Raw genomic sequence first — 23,473 nt, forward strand, 5'->3', positions numbered from 1 at the left:
GTCTCCTTCACGTTTTGTCTTCCGTATCTGCCGCCATAGCTCGAAAAAGCAGCATGGGGGTGAATGGGTACATCAAAAAATGTCATGGCGTCCATTCTGGCACCGCAACGGCCTCTCGCGTAGTCTGTCGCGCAAGGGAAAAGGGGCAGACGTGCGCACCATCAGGCATCTTGATCAGGACGACGTGGAAATCTTCCGCCGCATACGGCTGGAGGCGCTGCACCGCGAGCCGCAGGCCTTCGCTTCCACCGCGGCGGATTGGGCGCGGCTTTCGACGGCGGAATGGCAGGCAAGGCTTGCCGCAAACACCGTCTTCGTCGCGCTCGACGGGCATGAGCCTGTCGGCATCATGGGGCTCATGCGGCAGCGCTCCAGCCGGATGGCGCACCGTGCCACCATCATCATGGTCTATGTGCGCCGCGAGGCGCGCGGTTCCGGCGTGGCGCGCGAGCTTCTCGCACATCTGACCGACCATGCCCGCTCGGCCGGCATCCGGATGCTGGAGCTCGTCGCCCGCGCCGACAATGAGACGGCCATCCGTTTCTACGAGCGCGAAGAGTTCCGCGAAATCGGGCGCGTTCCGGGCGGCCTCCTCGACGGCGAGGAAGAGGTCGACGAAATTCTGATGGCGCGGCACATAGACGGCCGCGCCGCACCGGCTCAGACATCGCAAGGAGTGCCCCGATGAAAGCCATGTACTACGACGCCTTCGAGAAGACGCCCGAGATCCGCACGCTTCCCGATCCGACGCCGACCGAAAACGGCGTGGTCGTCAAGGTCGAAGCGACGGGCCTGTGCCGCTCCGACTGGCATGGCTGGATGGGGCACGACGCCGATATTCGCCTGCCGCACGTGCCGGGCCATGAGCTCGCCGGCATCGTGACCGCCACCGGCCGCGGCGTGGTGCGCTACAAGGTCGGCGACCGGGTGACGGTACCCTTCGTTTCCGGATGCGGCCGCTGCGGCGAATGCCGCTCGGGCAACCAGCAGGTCTGCGAGGTGCAGTTCCAGCCGGGCTTCACGCATTGGGGCTCCTTTGCCGAATATGTTGCGCTCGATTTCGCCGACCAGAACCTGGTGCACCTGCCGGAAAACATGGACTTCAAGACGGCCGCCAGCCTCGGTTGCCGGTTTGCCACTTCGTTTCGCGCCGTCGCCGACCAGGCACGGGTCAAGGGCGGCGAGTGGGTCGCCGTCCACGGCTGCGGCGGTGTCGGCCTATCGGCAATCATGATTGCCGCCGCGCTCGGCGCGCATCCGATCGCGATCGACATTGCCGAAGACAAGCTCGCATTCGCCAAAAAACTCGGCGCGGTCGCCACGGTCAACGGCCGCGACACGGACGATGTCGCCGGCGCAGTCAAAGAAATTACCGGCGGCGGCGCCCATGTCTCGATCGATGCGCTCGGCCATCCCGTCACCTGCTTCAACTCGATCAAGAACCTGCGCCGGCGCGGCCGCCACGTGCAGGTCGGCCTGATGCTCGGCGACCATGCCACGCCTGAAATCCCGATGGCACAGGTGATCGGCCATGAGCTCGAAATCTACGGCAGCCACGGCATGCAGGCATGGCGATACGACGCCATGCTGTCGATGATCGCCAACGGCAAGCTGCAACCGCAGCAGTTGATCGGCCGCGAAGTCTCGCTCCAAGAGGCGATCCCTGCCCTTGTCTCAATGGACCGCGCGACCGACCTTGGCATCAGTGTGATTACCCGGTTCTGAACGGGCACGTCTCAAAGGCTGTTTGCTTTTGGTGGCGGATGCGATTTTGCCCTTAAGCCGGAACCGCTTTCAGGGCAAAATCATCACAGGAAGAATCACGACGAGGTCCTGTCATGGCGCTAGCGGCAGCTGCCACCGGGGAAGAACTCTACAGCCCTGCTCTCAATGCCAATCCGGCCCATCCGAACGGCTGGCCCATCCGGATGATCATCAGCTCTCAAACGGAAGCCCGGCACAATCGGGCGCTCTGGGCACCGACGCACCTGATCTCGATGCGGGCGCCGGCGAGCCGGTTGCTGTCGATGATCGAACTGCCACCGGAAAGGCACCTCGAACTCTATTTCGGCGACGCCACCGACCCCGATGCACCCGACGCCGCGCGGCCGGACGCGATCGAGGCAGCCTTCAATTTTGTCGACAGCCTGCCTGAGGACGCACATCTGCTGGTCCATTGTCTGCGCGGCATCGGTCGTGCGACGGCGCTGAGCCTCGGCATTCTTGCCCGATACATGTCGCCCGAAGAGGCGGCCGCCGCGTTGCATGCGCTGCGACCGGAGGCGAAGCCAAACCGGCATGTGGTCGGGCTCTGCGACACGGCCCTTGGGCTCAAGGGAAAGCTTGCCAGGCAGGCCCTGCGCTTCCCCGCGAAGGTCTGGAAACCCGGCAAAGGCTGACGGCTGACAGCGCAATGTCGTTGTGCAATGCACAAATCTTTGCCATGATCACGCAAAAGAACGGTGTTCGCGGCGTGCCTCCGCCGGCACAATGCGGTAAGTCTTTGTTTTCGGCCACGCTTTGACGAGATAAGATATCTTGTCCCGCCGTGCGGCCGGAGATGATGGACGGGAGGAAAGAATGTCCCACGCGGCTTATGTGTTCGATGCCTACGGCACACTTTTCGACGTGCATGCGGCGGTTCGGCGCCATGCTGCCGAGATCGGCCCGGACGGACAGGCCTTCTCCGAGCTCTGGCGGGCCAAGCAGCTCGAATATTCCTGGGTGCGTTCCCTGATGGGCGCCTATCAGGATTTCTGGCAGCTGACCGAGCAGTCGCTAGACTATGCCTTTTCCCGGTTCCCGTCCGCTGACCGCAAGCTGAGGAAACCACTGCTCGATGCCTATTGGACGCTCGATTGCTACCCCGAAGTCCCCGCCGTTCTGAAAGGGCTGAAGGAGCGCGGAGCGCGGCTCGCCATCCTTTCCAACGGTTCTCCTGATATGCTGGCCGCGGCCGTGCACAATGCAGCGCTCGAAATCGTCATTGACGACGTCTTCTCCGTCGACACGGTCAAGACCTACAAGGCGGCACCTGCGGTCTATGATATCGTCACCACCCGCTACCGGCTTTACCCGCATGCGGTTTCCTTCCAGTCGTCAAACCGCTGGGACATTGCAGGCGCGACGAAGTTCGGCTTCCGCACGGTCTGGATCAATCGGGCGGACATGCCCGACGAATATCGCGACCAGGGCCCGGCGTTGATCCTACCTTCGCTCGAAAGTCTGCAATTCGGTATCTGAGGGTTTGTCTCGATGGCTTGGTCGGCGTCGCAATACCTGAAATTCGAAGACGAGCGCACGCGGCCGGCCCGCGACCTGCTGGCGCAGGTTCCGGACCTGCCGTCGGGTCCTGCCTTCGACCTTGGCTGCGGTCCGGGAAATTCGACCGAACTGATCCATCAGCGATTTCCGGACGCGCCGCTTTCCGGCCTCGACAGCGACGAGAACATGCTGCTGGCCGCCGCCAAGCGGCTGCCGGGCCTGACCTTCGAGAAGGCCGATCTGGCGACCTGGGCACCGCCCAAGGGCGCCTCGCTGTTCTTCGCCAATGCCGTCTTCCAGTGGCTGCCCGGTCACCTCGCCGTCCTGGAAAGGCTGACCGCATCCCTTGCCGCCGGCGGCACGCTTGCGGTGCAGTTGCCCGACAATCTCGACCAGCCGACCCATCTGCTGATGGAAGAAACGGCCCGCAGCGCCAAGTTCGCCGACGCCTTCGAAGGCCGGACGATCCGCCGCAATCCGTTGCCGGCGCCGTCAGTCTATGTCGAGCGCCTGTCGCAGCATGCAGCCCAAATCGAGGTCTGGCATACCATCTACTATCACCGGCTGGCGAACGCCGAAGCGATCGTCGAATGGGTGAAGGGTACGGGACTCCGCCCCTATCTCGATGCGCTGCCGCCGGAGCGACGCGACGCCTTTTCCGCGGCCTATACCGACCGGATTCGTGACGCCTATCCGGCCCTGAGCGATGGCCGGGTGCTTTTGCGCTTTCCCAGATTCTTCGTCGTCGCCGTCAAGGCCGACTAAGACAGGTCAGACAGGATAGCGCCAGCGAAATTCGGGAGACAGGCATCAGATCCGTTCGACCAGGAAGTCGATGAAAGCACGGATGCGGGCAGCGAGATGTTCGTGGCCGGCATAGACGGCATAGACCGTTTCGATCTCGTCGGGCCGATAATCCTCCAGCAATGCGACCAGCCGACCCGCGGCCAGATCCGGCTCGGCGTGGAAGCGACCGATCCGGCCGATGCCGACACCGGCGAGACAGAGCTGCTGGACGATCGCGCCGCTCGAGACCTGCAGGTTTCCGAAGACGGACAGAAGCTCGACCGAGGCTTGCCCTGGCGCACGAAAGGCCCACTCGTCGACGCTGCGGCGGAAGTTGAAGCGAATGCAATTGTGATTTTCCAGGTCGGCCGGCGTCTGCGGCACGCCATGTCTGGCGAGATAGGCCGGGGACGCGATCACCACCGGCCGACTTTCCATCAGCTTGCGGGCCTTCAACGACGAATCGCGCAAGGGACCGGTCCGGATCGCCACGTCGGCCCGTTCGCCGACCACGTCGATCAAGCTGTCCGTCAGGGTCAGATCGAGGCGCACCTCCGGATAGCGCTCGAGAAACTCAGGCGCGAGCGGCAGGATGTAGCGTTCGCCGAAGCCGACCGATGCGTTGACGCGCAGAAGCCCGCGGGGAGAGAGCCGGCCACCGGCGGCAACCAGTTGCTCGGTCTCGGCGATCTCGGTCAGGATGCGCTGGGCGCGTTGTAGATAGACTTCGCCCTCCGGCGTCAATTGCAGGGTCCGGGTCGAGCGCACCAGCAGGCGCGTGCCCAGCCGATCCTCGATCCGGGTGACCAGCTTGCTGACGGCGGACGGCGATAGTCTCAGCCGCCGGCCGGCGGCAGAGAAGCTGCGCGTTTCGCAGACAGCAACAAAGACCTCCATCTCACCGGCGCGGTTGTCCATCATTCACCTTTGAATTTGGTTCACAGTCGTTTGTCCGATTATACGGATTATCGCGCAAGCTCTCCACCCTCATATTCCCCTCGAACACATCAACACCAAAACGCCCGGTTGCTCCCAACCAGGCGGGAAAGGGTCTTGTCATGCCCATTGCGCTCTTTGCACTGACGGTCGCGGCCTACGCGATCGGAACCACCGAATTCGTCATCGTCGGCCTTCTGCCGACGGTCGCGAGCGACCTCCACATCACCCTGCCGCTTGCCGGCCTCATCGTCAGCGTCTACGCGCTCGGCGTCACCTTCGGCGCGCCGATCCTGACCGCTCTTACCGGCCGGATCGAACGCAAGCCGCTGCTGGTCGGCCTGATGGCGCTGTTCATCGTCGGCAACGCCGCGGCGGCGCTGTCGCCAAGCTACGAGCCACTGCTGATTGCCCGCGTCATCTCCGCCTTCGCCCACGGCGTCTTCTTCTCCGTCGGCTCGACCATCGCCGCCGACCTCGTGCCCGAGGACCGTCGCGCCTCGGCGATCGCCATGATGTTCATGGGCCTGACGGTGGCGATCGTCACCGGCGTGCCGCTCGGTACCTGGATCGGCCAGACTTTTGGCTGGCGCGCCACCTTCTGGGCCGTCACCGGGCTTGGCGTCATCGCTCTTGCCGCGATTGCAGCTCTGCTGCCGAACACGCTGACCAAGGCGCCGCCGGCACGGCTGATCGACCAGGTGCGCGTTCTCGGCTCCGGCCGGCTGCTGATCGTCTTCGCCATGACCACCCTCGGCTACGGCGGCACCTTCGTCGCCTTCACCTTCCTGGCGCCGATCCTGCAGGAAATCACCGGCTTTTCCGAGGGTGCCGTCAGCCTGATCCTGGTGCTCTACGGCGTCGCGATCGCGATCGGCAACATCGCCGGCGGCAAGATCGCCAACCGCGATCCGGTGAAGGCTCTGGTTGGTCTGTTCCTTGCTCAAGCCATCGTCCTTGTGCTCTTCACCTTCACGGCTACTTCACAAGCCCTGACGCTGGTGACGTTGGCCACCCTCGGCTTCCTGTCCTTTGCCACCGTGCCCGGCCTGCAGCTCTATGTCGTGCAGCTTGCCAAACAGCATCGGCCGGGTGCCGTCGACGTCGCCTCGGCGCTCAACATTGCCGCCTTCAACCTCGGCATTGCCATCGGTGCCTGGCTCGGTGGCGTCATCGTCGCCTCGTCGCTCGGCCTCGGCATGACGCCGGTCGTCGGTTCCGTTCTGGTGGTGGGCGCCCTGCTGCTCACACTTCTGAGCGGCGCACTTGACCGCAAGGCAGAAACCGTCGCCCAACCGGCTTGAAGAAGCGCCTGTCAGGCCCACCTATATCCTCGTCTCTTTCCCGCCCGGCCGATGGCCGGGCGCTCTGCAAAAACAAGGAGTTCCCACATGCATTCGGTCAATTCCAACGGCGCCAACATCCCGGCGCTCGGCTTCGGTACCTTCCGCATGCCCGGTGCCGATGTGCTGCGCGTGCTGCCGGAAGCGTTGAAGCTCGGCTTCCACCACGTTGACACCGCCCAGATCTACGGCAACGAGGCCGAGGTCGGCGAGGCCATCCACAAATCAGGCATCGCGCGCGCGGACATCTTCCTCACCACCAAGGTCTGGGTCGACAAATATGCCCATCGCGACTTTCTCGCCTCGGTCGACGAAAGCCTGACGAAGCTCAAGACCGATCACGTCGACCTGCTCCTCCTGCATTGGCCGGGCGGTAGCGACGTGCCAATGGCCGAGCGCATCGGCGCGTTGAACGAAGTCCATAAGGCCGGCAAGGTTCGCCATATCGGCGTCAGCAACTTCAACACCGCGCAGATGGAAGCGGCGGCGAAGCTCAGCGACGCGCCGATCGCCACGAACCAGGTGGAATATCACCCCTATCTCGACCAGACGAGGGTGCTCGGCACCGCCCGCAAGCACGGCATGTCCATCACCGCCTACTACGCCATGGCCAACGGTAAGATCCCGAACGATCCGTTGCTCAAGGATATCGGCGCGCGCCACGGCAAGACGGCGGCGCAAGTGGCGTTGCGCTGGCTGGTGCAGCAGAAGGATGTGATCACCCTGTCGAAGACAGCGACGATCGAGCGACTGAAGGAAAACTTCGACATCTTCGACTTCGCGCTTGGCGACGGCGAGATGGCAGCGATTCATGCGCTTGCCCGTCCGGACGGCCGCATCGTCAGCCCCGAAGACCTGTCGCCGGTTTGGGACAAGGCCGCCTGACAATAGTTTGCCGATCCGCCGCCGGTCGAGTTCCAAACCGGCGGCGGATAATCTAAGCAGATCCCCAGGGGGATCGATGCCGATCTCCCGAGGGGACGCACTGTCGAAGGGAGGGGTCGATGACGTCGAAAACCGTTGAGGTGGGCGACATCGCTCCGGACTGGCCGGCCATCATTGCCGTCGTGCTTGGCGTTACCGCCTTTTCCGTCGCACAGGGCCTCACCTATCCCTTGATTTCGCTCTCACTCGAGGGCCGCGGCGTCTCGGCCGCCACGATCGGCCTCAACGCCATGGGCTTTGCTGCCGGCCTTGCCGCAGCGACCCTGCTGCTCGGGCACCTGACGCGGTGTGCCACTGCTGACAAGCTGATCATCGCCAGCCTCTGCGGCTGTTCGCTCTGCCTCGCAACGCTTGCAGCCACGTCCTCGCTGCCGATCTGGTTTGTCGCCCGCTTCGCGCTCGGCTTCTTCGTCAGCATGGTCTTCATGCTGGGCGAGGCCTGGCTCAATACCGCCTGTCCGGACCGGCTGCGTGGTAGGGTTTCCGGCCTATACGGCGCCGGCATGTGCGGCGGCTTTGCCGCCGGACCGCTGGCAATCCCGCTTCTCGGCACCAGCGGTGGCCTCGGCTTTGCACTGCTGGCGATCTATATCGCGCTCGTCGCCTTCCTGACCGGTCTTCTGACGATGGGCGCGCGGACCCGGCCGGAGCCATCATCGACGCGCGATCTCTTCGCCTTTTTCCGGCACGCGCCGATCCTGATCCTGATGGTTCTGATGTTCGGCTTTGCCGATATTGCGGCAATCTCGGCGATGCCGGTCTATTTCGTCAAGTCGGGTCATTCCCAGGCCTTTGCAGCGTTGAGCGTCACGGCGCTCGCGGTGCCGACGGCACTGGCGCAGCCCTTTATCGGCGTATTGCTCGACAAATTGCCCCGTCGACGGGTGGCGATCTCGGCAGCGGCGGTGGCGGCAACCGGCTATCTGCCATTCCGCTGGTTATATCGGCGCCGCTGCTGCTGGCGCTGTTCGCGCTGATCGGCGCTGCCAGCTTCGCGCTCTATACAGCGGCGCTGACCATGCTCGGCGAACAATATCGCGGCAGCATGCTGGTGGCTGGAAGTGCCGCCTTCTCGCTCGCCTATGCCGCCGGCAGCGTGGCCGGATCGGGCGCCACCGGGTTTCTCATGGCATTGATCAATCCCACCGCCGGTCCGCTTGGCGTCGGCATGGTGCTGGTCGTCTTCACGCTGATTTTCGCCGTCGCCGGTCGGCGATAGGCGCCGCCGTCAGCGCCCGCAAAGCCGAGCGAGCGCATCGCCAAAAACACGCGCCCAGGCCCGATAGCGCCCTATCGTCGCTCCAGGGCATGACGCCCGGACAACAAAAAACCCACCGGGCACAAGCGCCGGTGGGTTTTCTTTAAACGCGTCCGAAAGCGATCAGACGAACTGGCTGAGGCCCGGGACCGAGGCGACGACTTCGTCGACCACGTCGGCGCCAGCCTTTTCCTTGGCGAAAGCGATGGTTTCCTTGGCGAGCGAGGTGATCTCGCCCATGCCCAGGCCCTGGCTCATAAGCTGCTGACCGAGCGCCATGACACCGCCGCCGCCGATCGCCGCCATCAGGCCGCCGAGCAGACCGCCGCCGCCCGTGCCCTCGCCGTTGTACTGCGCGATCAGGTCGGTTGCGCCCGGGATCGATTCGATCATCTGGGCGACCGGGCCGTCGGCCGCTTCGCGCTGCAGGAAGCCGAGGATCATGCCGACAGCCTTTTCGGCCGTCGCAGGCTCAAGGCCGACATTCTCCGCTACGCGCGTGACCAGTTCATTCATGGAAAACTCCCTCGTTGAATTTTGACGTTGACGTCAAGGTAAATGATCGCTTGCGAAATAACAAGCGACTACGGATGGAATGCCGGGCAATCCACCAGCTTTCGGGCAGCCCGTCGTCCGTCTCATCGCAACCACGGCTCAGAACAATCGTTTCACGCTCGTGACCGGTTGGCAATGCGACCGATCGGCCGCCGCCAGCACCGCTGGTTTCGCGGTTGCGCGCCACAATCGCCTTGTTGCCGGGTGGAGCGGCACCGCCTATAACAGGGTCGAGCCACATTTCGATGGCGGGCCCCGGCAGCCAAGCCGCGAACCGCCCGCTTTCATTGATGAAACGGAGATGAAGCCCACATGGTGGAAGAAGGCAAGCTCTTTATCGGCGCCAGCCGCAAGCCGGACGACTCGATCAACAAAGGCGAATATCTCGAGCTGAAATTCGGCAACCGCCACGGGCTCATCACCGGCGCCACCGGCACCGGCAAGACCATCACCCTGCAGATCCTCGCCGAAGGGTTTTCGAATGCCGGCGTTCCAGTGTTCTGCGCCGACGTCAAGGGCGACCTCTCGGGCATCGGCGCGATCGGCGAGACCAAGGACTTCATCCTCAAGCGCGCCGAACAGATCGGCCTGCCGACCAACCCTTACGAGTTCCAGGAATTTCCCGTGATCTTCTGGGATCTCTACGGGGAAAAGGGCCACCGCGTCCGCACCACCATGTCGGAAATGGGTCCCCTCCTCCTGTCGCGGCTGATGAACGCGACGGATGCCCAGGAAGGCGTGCTCAACATCGCCTTCAAGATTGCCGACCAGGGCGGCCTGCCGTTGCTCGATCTGAAGGACCTGCAGGCGCTGCTCAACTACATGGGCGAGAACGCCACCCAGCTTTCCAACCAGTTCGGTTTCATCTCCAAGGCCTCGGTCGGCTCGATCCAGCGCGAACTGCTGATCCTGGAGCAGCAGGGCGCCGAACATTTCTTCGGCGAACCGGCGCTGAAGATCACCGATATCATGCGCACGACCAATGACGGCCGCGGCGCGATCTCGGTGCTTGCCGCCGACAAGCTGATGATGAACCCGCGCCTCTACGCGACCTTCCTTCTCTGGCTTTTGTCCGAGCTGTTCGAGGAGCTGCCCGAAGTCGGCGACCCCGAGAAGCCGAAGCTGGTGTTCTTCTTCGACGAGGCGCATCTGCTGTTCAACGATGCGCCAAAAGTGCTGACAGAGCGCGTCGAACAGGTCGTGCGCCTCATCCGCTCCAAGGGCGTCGGCGTCTATTTCGTGACACAAAATCCGCTCGACGTGCCGGAAACGATCCTCGGCCAACTTGGCAACCGCGTCCAGCATGCACTGCGCGCCTATACGCCGCGCGACCAGAAGGCGGTGAAGACCGCCGCCGACACCTTCCGTCCGAACCCGGAGTTCGACTGCGCCACCGTCATCACCAATCTCGGCACCGGCGAGGCCCTGGTCTCGACGCTTGAAGGCAAGGGTGCGCCGACGATGGTGGAGCGCACCTTGGTGCGCCCGCCGCAGTCCCGCGTCGGCCCGCTGACGGCGGACGAGCGGCAGAAGGTCATGGATGTCAGTCCCGTTCGTGGCCAGTACGACGAAGATTTCGACCGTGATTCGGCCTATGAAATGCTGACGGCACGGGCCAGGAAAGCGGCGGAAGCGCAGCAGCAAGCCGAGCAGGAACCGGTGGAGGCCAATACTGGCGGGAGCCGCTGGACGCTTCCGGGCTTCGGCGACGACGAGCCGGTGGCGCCTGCCGGAAAGCAGGCCCGTCCACGTTCCTCCGGATATCAACGGGAGACCGTGGTGGAGGCGGCGATGAAATCGGTTGCCCGCACCGTTGCGACCCAGGTTGGTCGCGCTTTGGTTCGCGGCATCCTCGGCAGCCTCAGCAGGCGCTAAAGTATTTCCAGGAAAGGTGCGAAGCGGTTTTCCGTCAGGAAATACGTAAAACCAAGAGATGGAGCGTTTCCGTGAGTCCGTCTAAAGCGGAAACGCTCTAACGCAAAGAGGCGGACTTGATCCGCCAAGACGATACGAATGACGATTTCTGCACGTCCTGATCCACCGGATCGGGGCGTGCCCTGCGTCTTGAAAGGAACAGTCCATGGACGTGAAAGATTCGAACGGCGCCATCCTCAACGACGGCGACAACGTGACCCTGATCAAGGACCTGAAGGTCAAGGGCACGTCGACGACGCTGAAGCGCGGCACGGTGGTCAAGGGCATCCGCCTCACCGACAACCCCGATGAAGTCGAGTGCAGGGTCGAAAAGATCAAGGGCCTGGTGCTTCGTACCGAGTTCTTGAAGAAAGCCTGATGCTGCCGCGGGCAGGCGCAGAAACTGCCTTCGCCGTCAATGGCACTACATCTCACGATGAAGACAAACAAAAGCCCGGCGGGAGCCATCTCGCCGGGCTTTCTTGTTTCCTGAGGAAGATAGGATTTTCAGGCGACCGTCAGCGTGACGTCGATATTGCCCTTGGTCGCATGGCTGTAGGGGCAAACGATATGCGCCTTCTGGACAAGATCTTCGAGAACCGCCTTGTCGACGCCTGGCGACGAGATTTCGAGCGCGGCGTCGATGCCGAAGCCCGTGCCGTCATCACGCGGGCCGATGCCGACCGTGCCCGTCACCTTGGTGTCTTCGGGAAGCTTTACCTTCTCCTTGCCGGCGACGAACTTGAGCGCACCAAGGAAGCAGGCGGAATAGCCAGCTGCGAAAAGCTGCTCGGGATTGGTGCCGCGGGCGCCGTCACCGCCCAGTTCCTTCGGCACGGTCAGCGTGACGTCGAGAACGCCATCGGTGCTCTTGGCCTGGCCTGCGCGGCCACCGGTTGCGGATGCAGTGGTACGATAGAGAATGGGCATTGGCGGGGTCTCCTTTGCGGTTTCGATGTCAATGCAGATTACATATTGCAAAATTAAATTGCATGCAAATTAATTTTGCAAATTGCATTTTCGACCTAAATTTGCAACAATGCCGGAATGACGACCAAAGCGGCACAATTCGACATGCTCCCGGACGAGGCGCTGACGCTCGGCAAACAACTCTGTTTCGCCGTCTACTCTGCTGCGCATGCCTTCAACCGCGCGTACAAGCCGCTGCTCGATCGTTTCGGCCTCACCTACCCGCAATATCTCGTGCTGCTGGCGCTCTGGCAACAGGACGGCATGACGGTCAAGCGTATCGGCGAGGAAATCGGGCTCGATTCGGGAACGCTGTCCCCTCTCTTGAAGCGGTTGGAGGCGGGAGGCTATGTCGGTCGCCAACGCGATCCCGGCGACGAACGGCAGGTGATCGTCAGTCTGACCGCGAAAGGTCGCGACCTCAAGACAGAGGCCTTCGGCATTCTTTCAGATATCGGCAAGGCGTCGGGATGCAGCCTGGAGGAAGCCGGTGAAATCAGGGAAACCCTGCACCAGTTGACGCGACGGCTCTCCTCGGGCGAGAGCGAAAGCTGATCGTCGCCGTCGCACCGACGGCAACGTCGAAACTTCAACACGTGAGAAGCTTGCCGAGCGCGCAGTGACCGCGCCGATTTGCGCGGAACAAGAACCGGGCGCCATGGTGCGGGCACGCGGACTATTTAGACGCGCAAAGGTCGCTGTAACACTTTGAGTTGCTGCATAATTTTGTCCATAAATCGATTCCGATTTAAGGAATTATGCAGTAAGGCAGGTCAGACGACGAGGATCGGCGCCTTGCCGCGCACACGGTCATAGAGATCCATGACATCCTGGTTGAGCATGCGCACGCAACCCGACGAAACAGCCTTGCCGATCGACTTCCACTCGGGCGAGCCATGGACGCGGTAAAGCGTATCCTGCCCGTTCTGGAAGATGTAGAGCGCGCGGGCGCCCAGCGGGTTATCGATACCAGGTGCCATACCGCCATTGCCGGCGGAATACTTCGCCAGTTGCGGCTGACGTGCGATCATCGAATCGGGCGGCGTCCAGCGCGGCCACTTCTTCTTCCACTGAATGACGCCGCGGCCGGACCAGGCAAAGCCCTCGCGGCCGAGACCGACGCCGTAGCGCAGTGCGCTGCCACCGGGCTGGATCAGATAGAGGAACCGGTCGCCGGTATCGACGACGATCGTACCTGGGCGCTCGCCAAAGGGATCGCTGACTTCCTGGCGATAGAAACGCGCGTCGATCTGACGGTAGGGCACCGCCGGAATCTGATAACCGCCATCGTCGATAGCAGCGTAAATGTCGCCGTAATAGGCACTCTGCGGCGGCAGGCCCGTCGGCAGCGGCCCTTCATCAATGGGGCCCTCCAGAATGCCCTCGGCACGCGGATCGACCCAACGCCCTTCAAGAGCAGGATTACGGAAGACCGGCGCGGTTTCCATGCGGAAACGGTCGGTGTTCATCGAGGACGTGCAGCTTGCAAGGCCTGCCGAGGCAAGCGCAATGCCTGATGTGCGCAGGAACTGGCGGCGGGAGAAAATGACTGAAGAGGACATCGAACTCTGAAAGGCTTGAGTGCGGCGACGAACTGGAGTGCTGCACGAAATTGATTAATGAAACGATTCGCGCAGACCCGCTCAATTTGAGAATGCTGGCATCTACGGCTGGAACGAGGCTTGTGCCAATAAACGTCGGATCACATTTCCGACAGCCTGATACTGCATGTTTCCTTAAATCGCATCCGATTTAAGGAAACATGCAGTAATTTAAAGTGCTACATCGACCTTTGCGCGTCTGATAAGACGCGCGGCGCTGTAGCGGATGCGACGGCACAAATCAGATGCCGTCGGCGTTCAGCCCGGGCTGGCGCAACAGCGCAGCGAAATCCGCGGACGCGAGCGGCCGGCTGAAGAAGTAGCCCTGGATCTCGTTGCAACCACTGTGCCGCAGGAATTCCACTTGCGCCTGGGTTTCGACCCCTTCGGCAATCACCCTCAGGCCGAGATTCTGCGCCAGCGATATGATCGCCGCGGTGATGGCCTTATCGTCGACACTGGCCGGAATGTCCTCGACGAAGGAGCGGTCGATCTTCAGGCGACGCACGGGAAACCGCTTCAATGCACTGAGGCTCGAATATCCCGTGCCGAAATCGTCGATCGCCAGGTGCACACCGATCGCCTCCAGCTCGTGCATGGTCGCCAATGCGCCAGGCACATCCTGCATGATCAGGCTCTCCGTCAGCTCCAGCTCCAGGTACTGCGGATCGAGTCCGATCTCCGCGAGAACGGCAGCGACATGCGCTGCCCAGTTTCGCTCACGGAACTGCCGTGCGGAAACATTGACGCTGACGATCAGCAACGGCAGCCCGGCCTCATGCCAGGCCTTGCACTGTCGGCAGGCGGCACGCAGCACCCAGTCGCCGATCGGCACGATCAGCCCGGTCTCCTCGGCCAGCGGAATGAAATCCGCCGGCGAAACCATGCCGCGCTCGGGATGGCGCCAGCGAAGCAGCGCTTCGGCGGCAAAGACCCGGCCGGTTTCAAGATTCATCTGCGCCTGGAAATGCAGCAGGAATTCCTCGCGAGAGATCGCTTCCCGCAACTCCGCCTGTTTCAGCAGCTTTTCGTGTGCCTTGCCGGCCATCTCCTCGGTAAAGACCTGCAGATTGTTGCGACCGAGTTCCTTGGCCCGATACATCGCCATGTCGGCATTGGCGAGCAACTCGCCGACGGTCTTGCCCTGGTTGGGGAAACAGGCAACGCCCATGCTGCAGGATATCTGCAGGCTGCGGCCGTTGATCTGCATGGGAGCAGCGATAGCCGCGCGAATATCCTCGAGACGGGCGAGCACGACATCGCGCTCGCAGGGCAGGCCGTTCAGAAGAAGGATGAATTCGTCGCCGCCGACGCGGACGACCATGTCGGACTTGCGCACCGATGCGCGCATGCGCGTGGCGGTCATCTTGAGCAGTTCGTCGCCCGCCGCATGGCCGAGCGTGTCGTTGACGAGCTTGAAGTTGTCGAGATCGAGGAAAGCGAGCACCGCCCAATGCCCCGTCCCGCGTAACGCCTCCAGGGCTTCGGCGACCTGCTCTTCGAACAGGGCCCGGTTCGGCAGGCCGGTCAGCGGGTCGTGGTGAGCCATGAAGCTGATGCGGTCTTCAGCCTGCTTGCGCTCGATCGCAATGCCCGCCAGATGAGCGGCCATGGCGATCAGTTCTTTCTGGGGCTCGTCAGGAACGCACACCGCCTCGGAATAGAGGGCAAAGGTGCCGAGTACCTTTCGTTCCCGAGAGTGGATCGGCGTCGACCAACAGGCCCTGAACTCGTAGGGCCGAACGATCTCGCGATGATCCTCCCAGAGCGGATCGGTGAAGATATCGGCAACGATCACCTGTTCGCCCCGCCAGGCAGCCGTCCCGCAGGAGCCGGCCTTCGGCCCGATCTCGACGCCATGGATGATACCGCAATAGCTTTCGTCGAGGCTCGGGGCCGCTCCATGCAGCAGGTGACGGCCATCGGCCGACAGCAGCAGGATCGAGCCGCGGATCCGCGGCACCAGCGCCTCGATCAGCAGGATCAGTTCGCGAAAAAACTCTTCGAGTGGCCGGCCGTTGGCGATCATCTCCAGAAGATGCGCCTGCCCTTCAAGCAATCGTTCGGCCGCCTTTCGGTCGGAGATGTCGCGCGACACGCCGACGATGCCGACAATCTTGCCGCACTTGTTGCGCAATGGCACCTTGGATGTCATCAGCCAGCGATCGCGGCCCTTGGTGACCATCGCGCGCTCTTCGATGCCGAAGATCGGTTCGCCCGTCTCGATCACGCGGCGTTCCACGTCGGCGATGACTTTGGCCAGATGCCGTGGATGCAGGTCGAAATCGGTCTTGCCGATGATGTCGCCAAGCGATTCCAGCCCGTTGTCGGCGACAGTGACCTGGTTGGCGATGAGGAAACGGCCCTCGATATCCTTGGCGTAGATATAGTCGGGAACGTGGTTGATGATCGTTTCCAACCAGTAATGCCGGTCGGCAATGTCAGGGTCGGCCGGAAAAATCCGGCTCATCTCTTCGGCCAGACGATTGCTCGCGTCGATCAGGCGGCGCGTATCCTCGTTGCCACCCGCATTGAGGGCCGCATAACGCGGATTGCAGGACGTGTTCTTCGCCAAGCAAGGCCTCCGGAAGCACAGTGTCGAGATCGGTCTGACTTTCCCCAACCCAAGATAGGCGACCAAAAGTTAGCCTTCCCTAAATAAGACAGGGAAAATCGTGCAGAGGTTGCATTTTGGTGTCCAGTATAGCCGGAAAGATGGGGCAGCGCGAGCCGCCCCATGCCAAATCAGGACAGAACCCTGCGCAATGGCGGAACCAGCATCAGTGCCTGGTCCGCGACGATCATCACGACGATCGCGATACCGGTCAGCGGAAAGGCCAGCCCGAACAGCAACGCCATCAGCCACAACCCCGCATAGATGCTGCGGCGCGGCGGCATCGGCGGCACGCCGACGCGTCCGGCCGGACGCCGCTTCCACCACATCACGACCGCCGAAACCGACACGAGCATGATCGCCGCGCAGGTCGCGAGCATCAGGAGCTGGTTGAGCAGCCCCCATTCCTGTCCTTTATGAACGTTGATGCTCCATTCGATCGCCTTGCCGAGCGGCGGGTACTGGCCAAAGGCGATGTCGACCAGCGGCTCGCCGGAATATTGATCGATGTGCATCGTGCGTTCGCGTGAAAGGTCGGCCGGAAAGATCGCCGCGGTGTAGACGCCGGTCGTATCACCGGGCAGTGCCAGCTCATAGCCCGGCAACATGCCGGCCCTGTCGGCAATCGCGACGGCCCTGTCGACCCCTATGGACGGAACCGATCCACCATCCCTGGACGATGTCGGAACCGGCGCGTTCTCCACCAGCCAGCCGGCCTTCGTGAGCACGTCGGTCGACACCTGTGTCGAGGTCGGCACATCGTCCCAGAGTTCGGCCGGGTAGCCCATGCCGGCAGCCGTCAGCTTGCCATTGACGGTCGAACCCCAATAGCCGGACCAAAGCAGGCCGGAAAAGGCGAGAAAGACGATGAGCAGCGCCGAGGCGATGCCTGTAACCGCATGCAGGTCGCGCCAGAACACTCGCCGCGCCGGCGTACCCCGAACCGTGATGACGCCGCCAGTCTGCTGTCGCGGCCACCAGAGATAAATGCCGGTGAAGACGAGCAGGATCGCAAACCCCGCGACGATCTCGATGATCGTTTCGACACGCTTGCCGAAATAGTCGAGGCTGTGCAGGTCCTCGACCACCTGGTTGAACTCCTCATTGGGAGCGACCATGTCGAGAATGTCGGCGGTATAGGGGTCGACGTAGACCATCAGGCGCCCTGCGCCTACGCCCACCGTCACGCGTGCCGATCGATTGGCGCCGGCCGGCGTGCGATAGGCGACTGCCGCGCTGCCCGGCACCGCCTCGACGGCATTGGCAACGATTGCAGAGGGCTGCAGCCGCGCTTCTCCGACTGGAACGATATTGCGGTAGGCAAAGAGCGTGTCGTCGATCTCGTCGTTGAAGAGATAAAGCCCACCGGTCACGGCCAGGCTGATCATGAATGGAATGACCAGAAGCCCGGCGAAGAAGTGCCAGCGCCATATGGCGCGGTAAAGCGAAATGCCGCGCGCGGCGACATCAGGCAGTCGCGCCGCGCCGGAAAGAGATGCAGTCGTCATGGGTGTCCCCCGCGGGAAAAGCCCGGCGATGATCAGCCGGCGGCTTACCCTTGCTTGAAGTCTGGATGTCGTGGTTGTGCCGGGTCTCGAAGTGAACGTGCCGGCCGAGACGCTCTCGTCGGCGGTCTCCCCCGCTCTGGCATTCAACCCTTAGCGGCAGATCAGGCGGCAAGCCGCGGAGGCGCGCGGGGTCCGGAGCCGGTCAAAAGGACCGGGCGGGCAAGCAGGAGCTCCGCTGCGGGCGACGAGAGCGCCAGGAAAGCGGGCGAAGTCTTGGTGTGAACCGCCTGTGGCGCAGGCAGCACTACCGGCCCTGCAAGGCAGCAGGACTGGCATCCATGCGCTTTCGTGCCGCCCTTGCCATCCGGATCGTCATGACCGGTCAGGCAGAGGTCGGAAAGCGAGCCGTCGGGCAGGACATAGGCTGCCATCTCCGGCGAGGCCCGCATCGCGGCGCCGGCAGGCAGTTGCACCAGGGCGAAAACGGCAAATGCCAGCGCGCAAAAAATGCGCACTGCCAGGTCCAGCCTGCTCCGTTCTCGCCGCCGTCGCGCCAATCAAGCCCCCAAATCGATGCTGGGATTGCTAGAGTGCGAAGGCTTGAAAGACAAGCGGCCTTGCCGTCGCAGCGATTGTTTCATCAAAAGATTTCATGCGGGGTATCAACGCGCGCCACTTCTTGTACGCCCCGTGATTGCCTATGACGAGGACACGCAAATCGCAGGAGGAAGCCGGACATGCTGACGATCTATGGCGTCTATCGCTCGCGCGCATCGCGCAATTACTGGATGGCGGGAGAACTCGGCATTCCCTTCACATCCGTACCTGTCATCCAGGCGAGGCGGCTGGCGGATCCGTTGGCAGACGACGCCCCTATCAACACCAAGTCGGCAAGTTTCCTCGCCGTCAATCCGATGGGCTTGATCCCGGCGATCGAAGACGATGGTCTCGTTCTGACGGAATCGCTTGCCAACAATCTCTATCTCGCCCGCAAATATGGCGGACCGCTTGCACCGAGCGACGTCCGCGAAGAGGGCATGATGAGCAATTGGACGATGTGGGCAGCCACGGAAGTCGAGCCGCACGCCGCGCGCATCATTCTCACCTATGACGCCGGCACCGAAAACACCGATGAGGGCAAGGCCAAGATCGCGGCCGCCGTCGCGGCATTGGGCAAGGCCTTTGCCCATCTCGAAAAGCATCTCGCCAGCCGTGACCACATCGTCGGAGATCGTTTCACCGTTGCCGATCTCAACCTGGCGGAAGTTTTCCGCTATGCCATGAGCCAGGCGGAACTGTTCGACCGGCATCAGAAGGTCAAGGCGTGGCTTGCACGCTGCCAGTCGCGTCCGGCTTTCAAGGCGATGATGGAGGTGCGGTCGAAGGAAGCCGAATAGGTTTTTGCCATCGAACGCAGGACCGCCGAGGCGACACTACTGCATAATTCCTTAAATCGGATCCGATTTAGGGACAAAATTATGCAGCAAGTTTAATGCGTTACAGCGTCCTTTGCGCGTCATATTTGACGCGCGGCGCTGTAGTCGCTCGCGAGCGATGGCTTGAAACGGGTGCGTGGCGCTTTGAGGTCGAGCAGCCGCATGCCCTCTTCGACCTCGTCGCGAACCCAACGTTTGAAGGCTGTCGTGGCTTTGCTCTCCCGCCTTGCGGGCGAACTGACGAAGTAGTGGCCGTAGCCGGTTCTTGCACGGATACCGAAGGGTACGACGAGACCGCCCTCGGTCACGGCAAAACCGGCAAGCGTCTGCCAGGCGAGCATCACGCCCTGGCCGGCAATCGCGGCATCGAGCACGAGCGAGGCCTCGTTGAAGGTATGGCGCACGCCCAATTCGGCGCCGGAAAGCCCGACCTCGCGCAGCCAGACCTCCCAGGTGAACATGGAATGGCCGTCGATCACCGCCGGCATCTTTAGAATATCTGCAGGCTCACGCAGGTTTTCAGCCATCGCCGGCGAGCAGACGGGGAAAACCTCCTGCTCCAGCAACAGTTCCGATTTAACGCCCGGCCAACGCCCCTCGCCAACGCGAATGCCGACGTCGACATCCGAAGTATCGAGATTGACGAGCCGGGTGGTCGCGTCGATGCGCAGCCTGATGTCCGGATGGCGCTCGGCGAAACGGTTGAGCCTATAGACCAGCCAGCGGGCGGCAAAGACCGGGGCGACGGAGATCGTCAGGACCGATTCATCCCGCCGGCGCGCCGAGGCAACCGCCTCGGCCAGCTCGCCAAACGCATTGCTCAGCCGCGCCAGGAACAGCCGGCCGAAATCCGTGGCCACCAATCCGCGCGATGTGCGCTCGAACAGGATGCGGCCGAGCTGCGCCTCGGCCTTGGCGATCTGCTGGCTGACCGCGCCAGGTGTCACCCCCAGCTCGCCGGAAGCCGCCGCCAGCGAGCCAAGGCGACCGACCGCCTCAACCGCCCGCAAGCCGTTCAGGTGAATGGCGTTCAAATCTCTCATATAGTTTTTCTAAACCTGCCGTTCGGCAATCTCAATTGAAATCGTGACCAAACAGGCAGATGCTCTCAAGCATCGAAAGGATGGTCCGCCATGCTGAAGATTTTCTCCTTGCTGAAGCCGACACGATCTCTGACAGACGCCCGGCAGGACGCCTCGCTCTCCTGGGCGCGCGACCCGCTGCAGCATCCCGATCTCGAACGGATGGACGGGCGCGAACTCGGCGACCTGCCTTTCCCCGGCTGGCCGTGGCCGAAGGCGGCCGAGTGCGGCTGCGATTGCTTGCCGGCAGGTGGGCGATGAACCACCCGCCGGCCGCACATAGCGACCGCTCAAGCGAAGACCTCGACGGCCGTTTTGCCCGCGTCGTGAAGCTGACTGACGCCGCCGGCCTGCCGGAGGTTTCGCTCGGCACTTCCTATGGTACGCCGGCGCTGCTGGTGAAGGGCAAGAGCTTCGCGCGCATGAAGGATGCCGAAACCCTGGTGGTGATGTGTGCGCTTGAAGAAAAGGAAATGCTGCTGGAACTCGACCCGGCACTCTTCTTCGAAACCGATCACTACAAGGGATGGCCGGCGATGCTGGTGCGTCTTGGCGCGATCGACGACGCCAGCCTGACCCAAAGGCTGATCGCCGCCTGGCGCGAGAAGGCGCCGAGGAAGCTGTCGGCCGGCTTTTCGGTGTAAGGACGCTCGCGATCGGCAACACCGACCTGTGCTGCTCGAACCACGGCGGGCAGTTCAATCAATTGCCGACGCTGTACACGAGACTGACAGTGCCGTCCGGGCGCGACCTCGCTTCGTTGAGTTGGAGACGATGCCGCTGCGCGATCGTTGCAAACAGCGCCTTGCCCTCCCCCACCACCAGGGGGTGGATTGTCAGGCGCAGTTCATCGATGAAACCCCGGTCGAGCAGGCCGGAAACCGTCTGCGCGCCACCGACGATATAGATCGTCTTGCCCGGTCGCTGCCGCAAAGCGTCGACTCCCGCTGCGTCGCGCAGCACCGTCGTATTTGCCCAGCGTACGCCGTCGAGCTTCTTGGACAGCAGATAATGCGGCGTGTTCAGGGCAAAGTCGGCGTATTCGATTTCCTCCGCAGTCGGCAGTTTGCCGCTCAATTCGAGCGGGCTATGCGGGTCGGCCTTGATCGCGCTCCAATATTGCTCGTAGCCCGAATACATGCCGCTTCCGAGCACGCAGGCATCTATTTCGGGCAACAGGTCGAACGTATCCGACCAGGAATCCACCCAGTCGGCATATCCATCGGGACCATCGATCTTGCCATCGATGGACATTTGCATGCCAGCAACAACCTTGCGCATTTCCGTCTCCTCTTCGATCCTCTCATCAAGGACGAGCGGGACGCCCGCGTGCCGACAGGCTGTCTGAAATATTGTCGGGGGCCGGTGCAGCCGCGCCGATCGCGATAACGACGGGCGGCGGGCAGACCACCGACTCCCATGGCCGGTTGTACCGCGGGGGCGGATCAGAACGCTGATCGCCATCGCGCGCTCTTCCAATTTTCGCGCCCCGCCTATACCGATGCTAAATCCTTGCCGCACAGGTAGCCGTCGATGATCGTTCGTGACCGCCCCAGCCTTCTCAAGCTCTTCTTCATCCTGCGCGGCTCGGTCATCCAGCGGATCTTTCCACAAGTGCTGTTCGTCTTCGCCCTGTCTGGAGGCGTCGTCTGGGCCCACCAGGCCTTTCCCGCGATGGTGCCGAGCGTCAACAGCGGGCCGTTCGCGCTGCTGGGCATCGCCCTTTCCGTGTTTCTCGGCTTTCGCAATAACGCCTGCTACGACCGCTGGTGGGAGGCCCGCAAGGATTGGGGACAGCTGATTTTCGTCTCCCGCGATTTTGCCCGCCAGACGTTGATCCTCGGCGCGAGTGGTGCGGAGGGCATGGACAACGCGCGCGCACGCCTGCTCAATCTGGTGATCACCTTTGCACAGACCTTGGTCTGCCACCTGCGGCCGGGCAGTCAGCAAGACAAGGCCTTGCGGAGATTGCCGGTAGATCTTCTGCCGGCCTACAAGGTCAGCCGCAATGCCCCCGACCTGCTGCTGCGCGAAATCGGCGCCACGCTTGCCAGCCTGCGTGCCGCCGACAGGATCAGCGATATTCAGTACATGATGCTGGACGGCACCGTCGGGCGGATGTCGGCGGTGCTTGCCGCCTGCGAGCGCATCCGCAACACGCCGGTTCCGTTCGGCTACACGCTGCTGCTGCACCGCACCGCCTATCTCTTCTGCTTCCTCCTGCCCTTTGGCTTTGCCGACGCGCTGGGGTGGGCGACGCCGTTCGTAACCGCGCTCGTCGCCTACACCTTCTTCGGCCTCGACGCGCTGGGCGACGAACTGGAGGAACCGTTCGGTACCCTGCCGAACGACCTGCCGATCGTGGCGCTCGCCGATACGATCGAGATCAACCTGCGCGAGGCGCTCGGGGAGACGGACCTGCCTCAGCTGCCGCAACCGCAGAACTACATACTGATGTAGCCGCGCGGCTCAGACTTATCGGTGCGGCCGGCGGAGACCCCGGCCGACGACTGCTTGCCTGACGCACGGGCGCTTGAGCCGGTGCCGAACCTAGGCCTTCAGAACCGCCAGAACCCGGGCGACCGCTGGCCGCTGCGCCATGCGGTTGCGGTGGTCCAGAATTCTGGGAAAGCGTGTCGGGTCGACGCCATCGGGCTCGAGCCAGCCAGCGATGGTGAAGAGGTAGGGGTCGGCGATCGAATAGGTATCGCCCGTGACGAAAGGACCGGCGAGCATCCTGGTTTCGATCAGCTCGAAGCAATCCGCCATGTTCGAAGCAACCTTGGCTCTCATTGCCTCGTGTGCGGCCGGGTCGTCAGCCCAACGCGAACCGCGCCGGCCGTGGGCATGGGCGACATGCACGGTCGAGCAGAGGTAGCTCAGAAATGACTGGATCCGTGCAAACTCGAAGGCATCGTCGAGCGGTGCCAACTTGGCCTGCGGAACGCTTTGGGCGATGTAGGTGAGGATCGCCGGCGTCTCCGTAATGGTGCCGCGATCGGTAACGAGTGCCGGGACACGTCCCTTCGGGTTGACCGCGAGATAGTCAGGTTTGGTCTGTTCCGCCTTGGAAAAATCGACCCGTACGGCCGTGTAATCGACGCCTGCCTCCTCCAGCGCGATGTGCGAGGCCAGCGAGCAGGTTCCCGGGGTGTAGAACAATTTCAGCACGTTACTCTCCTTGCCATTCAAGGGCGGCGCTGGCGCCGCCTTTCGGGCCGCAGAAGAAATGAAGTCTCCACGATTGACAAGCCAAATCCAT

27 protein-coding genes are annotated in these 23,473 nt (G+C 62.7%); 16 read left to right on the forward strand and 11 right to left on the reverse strand.

Annotation, left to right across the window (positions count from 1 at the left end; all coding sequences use genetic code 11):
• The first annotated feature begins 79 nt into the window (after nt 1–79).
• The 5 genes from BC360_RS12110 to tam all read left to right on the forward strand — a co-directional run bounded on the left by BC360_RS12110 (nt 80) and on the right by tam (nt 4,029).
• Complete coding sequence (locus tag BC360_RS12110; RefSeq protein WP_083222524.1) at nt 80–688, forward strand: GNAT family N-acetyltransferase; 609 nt, start codon at nt 80–82, stop codon at nt 686–688.
• On the forward strand, nt 685–1,725 hold the full coding sequence (locus BC360_RS12115; RefSeq protein ID WP_065795357.1) for a zinc-dependent alcohol dehydrogenase family protein: 1,041 nt from the start codon (nt 685–687) through the stop codon (nt 1,723–1,725). The genes BC360_RS12110 and BC360_RS12115 overlap by 4 nt, the downstream gene beginning before the upstream one ends.
• Before the next feature lie 113 nt (nt 1,726–1,838).
• A complete protein-coding gene (locus tag BC360_RS12120; protein WP_065795358.1) occupies nt 1,839–2,399 on the forward strand; it encodes a phosphatase in 561 nt (186 codons plus the stop codon).
• Nucleotides 2,400–2,580: 181 nt separating this feature from the next.
• A complete protein-coding gene (locus BC360_RS12125; RefSeq protein ID WP_065782306.1) occupies nt 2,581–3,243 on the forward strand; it encodes a haloacid dehalogenase type II in 663 nt (220 codons plus the stop codon).
• A 12-nt stretch (nt 3,244–3,255) separates the two neighbouring features.
• A complete protein-coding gene (gene tam, locus BC360_RS12130; RefSeq protein WP_065795359.1) occupies nt 3,256–4,029 on the forward strand; it encodes a trans-aconitate 2-methyltransferase in 774 nt (257 codons plus the stop codon).
• 45 nt (nt 4,030–4,074) lie between these two features.
• Here the strand turns inward: tam and BC360_RS12135 are convergent, their stop codons facing one another.
• Complete coding sequence (locus BC360_RS12135) at nt 4,075–4,968, reverse strand: LysR family transcriptional regulator (protein WP_065795581.1); 894 nt, start codon at nt 4,966–4,968, stop codon at nt 4,075–4,077.
• A 140-nt stretch (nt 4,969–5,108) separates the two neighbouring features.
• Between BC360_RS12135 and BC360_RS12140 the strand changes: the two genes are divergently transcribed.
• The 4 genes from BC360_RS12140 (at nt 5,109) to BC360_RS32710 (ending at nt 8,493) form a co-directional block, all read left to right on the forward strand.
• Nucleotides 5,109–6,290, forward strand: a complete 1,182-nt coding sequence (locus tag BC360_RS12140) for an MFS transporter (RefSeq protein ID WP_065795360.1) — start codon at nt 5,109–5,111, stop codon at nt 6,288–6,290.
• Between the two features lie 87 nt (nt 6,291–6,377).
• Nucleotides 6,378–7,214 (forward strand): aldo/keto reductase, encoded by an 837-nt coding sequence (locus BC360_RS12145; protein ID WP_065782313.1) that lies wholly within the window; start codon nt 6,378–6,380, stop codon nt 7,212–7,214.
• 119 nt (nt 7,215–7,333) lie between these two features.
• A complete protein-coding gene (locus BC360_RS12150) occupies nt 7,334–8,251 on the forward strand; it encodes an MFS transporter (protein ID WP_244512714.1) in 918 nt (305 codons plus the stop codon).
• Between the two features lie 41 nt (nt 8,252–8,292).
• Nucleotides 8,293–8,493, forward strand: a complete 201-nt coding sequence (locus tag BC360_RS32710; RefSeq protein WP_244512715.1) for a hypothetical protein — start codon at nt 8,293–8,295, stop codon at nt 8,491–8,493.
• 162 nt (nt 8,494–8,655) lie between these two features.
• Here BC360_RS32710 and BC360_RS12155 read toward each other — a convergent pair whose 3' ends face one another.
• Together BC360_RS12155 and BC360_RS31510 are read right to left on the reverse strand one after the other, a co-directional pair.
• Nucleotides 8,656–9,048 carry a hypothetical protein gene (locus tag BC360_RS12155; protein WP_065782317.1) on the reverse strand — a complete coding sequence of 131 codons (393 nt, stop codon included), beginning with the start codon at nt 9,046–9,048 and terminating at the stop codon, nt 8,656–8,658.
• A complete protein-coding gene (locus BC360_RS31510) occupies nt 9,041–9,328 on the reverse strand; it encodes a hypothetical protein (RefSeq protein ID WP_139110005.1) in 288 nt (95 codons plus the stop codon). Before BC360_RS31510 ends, BC360_RS12155 begins: the two co-directional genes overlap by 8 nt.
• Before the next feature lie 71 nt (nt 9,329–9,399).
• Between BC360_RS31510 and BC360_RS12160 the strand changes: the two genes are divergently transcribed.
• The gene (locus BC360_RS12160; RefSeq protein WP_065795361.1) at nt 9,400–10,962 is read left to right on the forward strand and encodes a helicase HerA-like C-terminal domain-containing protein; all 1,563 of its coding nucleotides are present in this window, start codon (nt 9,400–9,402) and stop codon (nt 10,960–10,962) included.
• 205 nt (nt 10,963–11,167) lie between these two features.
• Entirely contained in the window at nt 11,168–11,380 is a 213-nt protein-coding gene (locus BC360_RS12165) for an alkylphosphonate utilization protein (protein ID WP_025426258.1), read from the forward strand.
• Nucleotides 11,381–11,508: 128 nt separating this feature from the next.
• Here BC360_RS12165 and BC360_RS12170 read toward each other — a convergent pair whose 3' ends face one another.
• Entirely contained in the window at nt 11,509–11,931 is a 423-nt protein-coding gene (locus tag BC360_RS12170; RefSeq protein ID WP_065782321.1) for an organic hydroperoxide resistance protein, read from the reverse strand.
• Between the two features lie 117 nt (nt 11,932–12,048).
• On the opposite strand from BC360_RS12170, the gene BC360_RS12175 reads away from it, so the two are divergent.
• Nucleotides 12,049–12,525 carry a MarR family winged helix-turn-helix transcriptional regulator gene (locus tag BC360_RS12175; protein WP_065782322.1) on the forward strand — a complete coding sequence of 159 codons (477 nt, stop codon included), beginning with the start codon at nt 12,049–12,051 and terminating at the stop codon, nt 12,523–12,525.
• 218 nt (nt 12,526–12,743) lie between these two features.
• Here the strand turns inward: BC360_RS12175 and BC360_RS12180 are convergent, their stop codons facing one another.
• From BC360_RS12180 to BC360_RS12195, 4 genes are all read right to left on the reverse strand, one after another.
• Nucleotides 12,744–13,532 carry a L,D-transpeptidase family protein gene (locus tag BC360_RS12180; RefSeq protein WP_065795362.1) on the reverse strand — a complete coding sequence of 263 codons (789 nt, stop codon included), beginning with the start codon at nt 13,530–13,532 and terminating at the stop codon, nt 12,744–12,746.
• A 280-nt stretch (nt 13,533–13,812) separates the two neighbouring features.
• Entirely contained in the window at nt 13,813–16,146 is a 2,334-nt protein-coding gene (locus BC360_RS12185; RefSeq protein WP_065795363.1) for an EAL domain-containing protein, read from the reverse strand.
• 170 nt (nt 16,147–16,316) lie between these two features.
• Nucleotides 16,317–17,693 (reverse strand): PepSY-associated TM helix domain-containing protein, encoded by a 1,377-nt coding sequence (locus BC360_RS12190; RefSeq protein WP_065795364.1) that lies wholly within the window; start codon nt 17,691–17,693, stop codon nt 16,317–16,319.
• Between the two features lie 161 nt (nt 17,694–17,854).
• On the reverse strand, nt 17,855–18,208 hold the full coding sequence (locus BC360_RS12195; protein ID WP_065795365.1) for a hypothetical protein: 354 nt from the start codon (nt 18,206–18,208) through the stop codon (nt 17,855–17,857).
• 222 nt (nt 18,209–18,430) lie between these two features.
• On the opposite strand from BC360_RS12195, the gene BC360_RS12200 reads away from it, so the two are divergent.
• A complete protein-coding gene (locus BC360_RS12200; protein WP_065795366.1) occupies nt 18,431–19,090 on the forward strand; it encodes a glutathione S-transferase family protein in 660 nt (219 codons plus the stop codon).
• Between the two features lie 119 nt (nt 19,091–19,209).
• Here the strand turns inward: BC360_RS12200 and BC360_RS12205 are convergent, their stop codons facing one another.
• The gene (locus BC360_RS12205; protein WP_065795367.1) at nt 19,210–20,172 is read right to left on the reverse strand and encodes a LysR substrate-binding domain-containing protein; all 963 of its coding nucleotides are present in this window, start codon (nt 20,170–20,172) and stop codon (nt 19,210–19,212) included.
• Between the two features lie 90 nt (nt 20,173–20,262).
• On the opposite strand from BC360_RS12205, the gene BC360_RS12210 reads away from it, so the two are divergent.
• Complete coding sequence (locus BC360_RS12210) at nt 20,263–20,472, forward strand: hypothetical protein (RefSeq protein WP_065782328.1); 210 nt, start codon at nt 20,263–20,265, stop codon at nt 20,470–20,472.
• Nucleotides 20,469–20,855 carry an MmcQ/YjbR family DNA-binding protein gene (locus BC360_RS12215; protein WP_065795368.1) on the forward strand — a complete coding sequence of 129 codons (387 nt, stop codon included), beginning with the start codon at nt 20,469–20,471 and terminating at the stop codon, nt 20,853–20,855. Before BC360_RS12210 ends, BC360_RS12215 begins: the two co-directional genes overlap by 4 nt.
• Before the next feature lie 58 nt (nt 20,856–20,913).
• Here BC360_RS12215 and BC360_RS12220 read toward each other — a convergent pair whose 3' ends face one another.
• Nucleotides 20,914–21,675, reverse strand: coding sequence for a dihydrofolate reductase family protein (locus BC360_RS12220; protein ID WP_244512716.1), 762 nt, complete (start codon nt 21,673–21,675; stop codon nt 20,914–20,916).
• Nucleotides 21,676–21,744: 69 nt separating this feature from the next.
• On the opposite strand from BC360_RS12220, the gene BC360_RS12225 reads away from it, so the two are divergent.
• Nucleotides 21,745–22,671 carry a bestrophin family protein gene (locus BC360_RS12225; protein WP_065795369.1) on the forward strand — a complete coding sequence of 309 codons (927 nt, stop codon included), beginning with the start codon at nt 21,745–21,747 and terminating at the stop codon, nt 22,669–22,671.
• Nucleotides 22,672–22,761: 90 nt separating this feature from the next.
• On the opposite strand, the gene BC360_RS12230 is transcribed toward BC360_RS12225, so the two are convergent.
• Nucleotides 22,762–23,382, reverse strand: coding sequence for a glutathione S-transferase family protein (locus BC360_RS12230; protein ID WP_065795370.1), 621 nt, complete (start codon nt 23,380–23,382; stop codon nt 22,762–22,764).
• Nucleotides 23,383–23,473 lie beyond the last annotated feature (91 nt).

This window comes from Ensifer sp. LC163 (genome assembly GCF_001695855.1).
Classification (GTDB): domain Bacteria; phylum Pseudomonadota; class Alphaproteobacteria; order Rhizobiales; family Rhizobiaceae; genus Ensifer.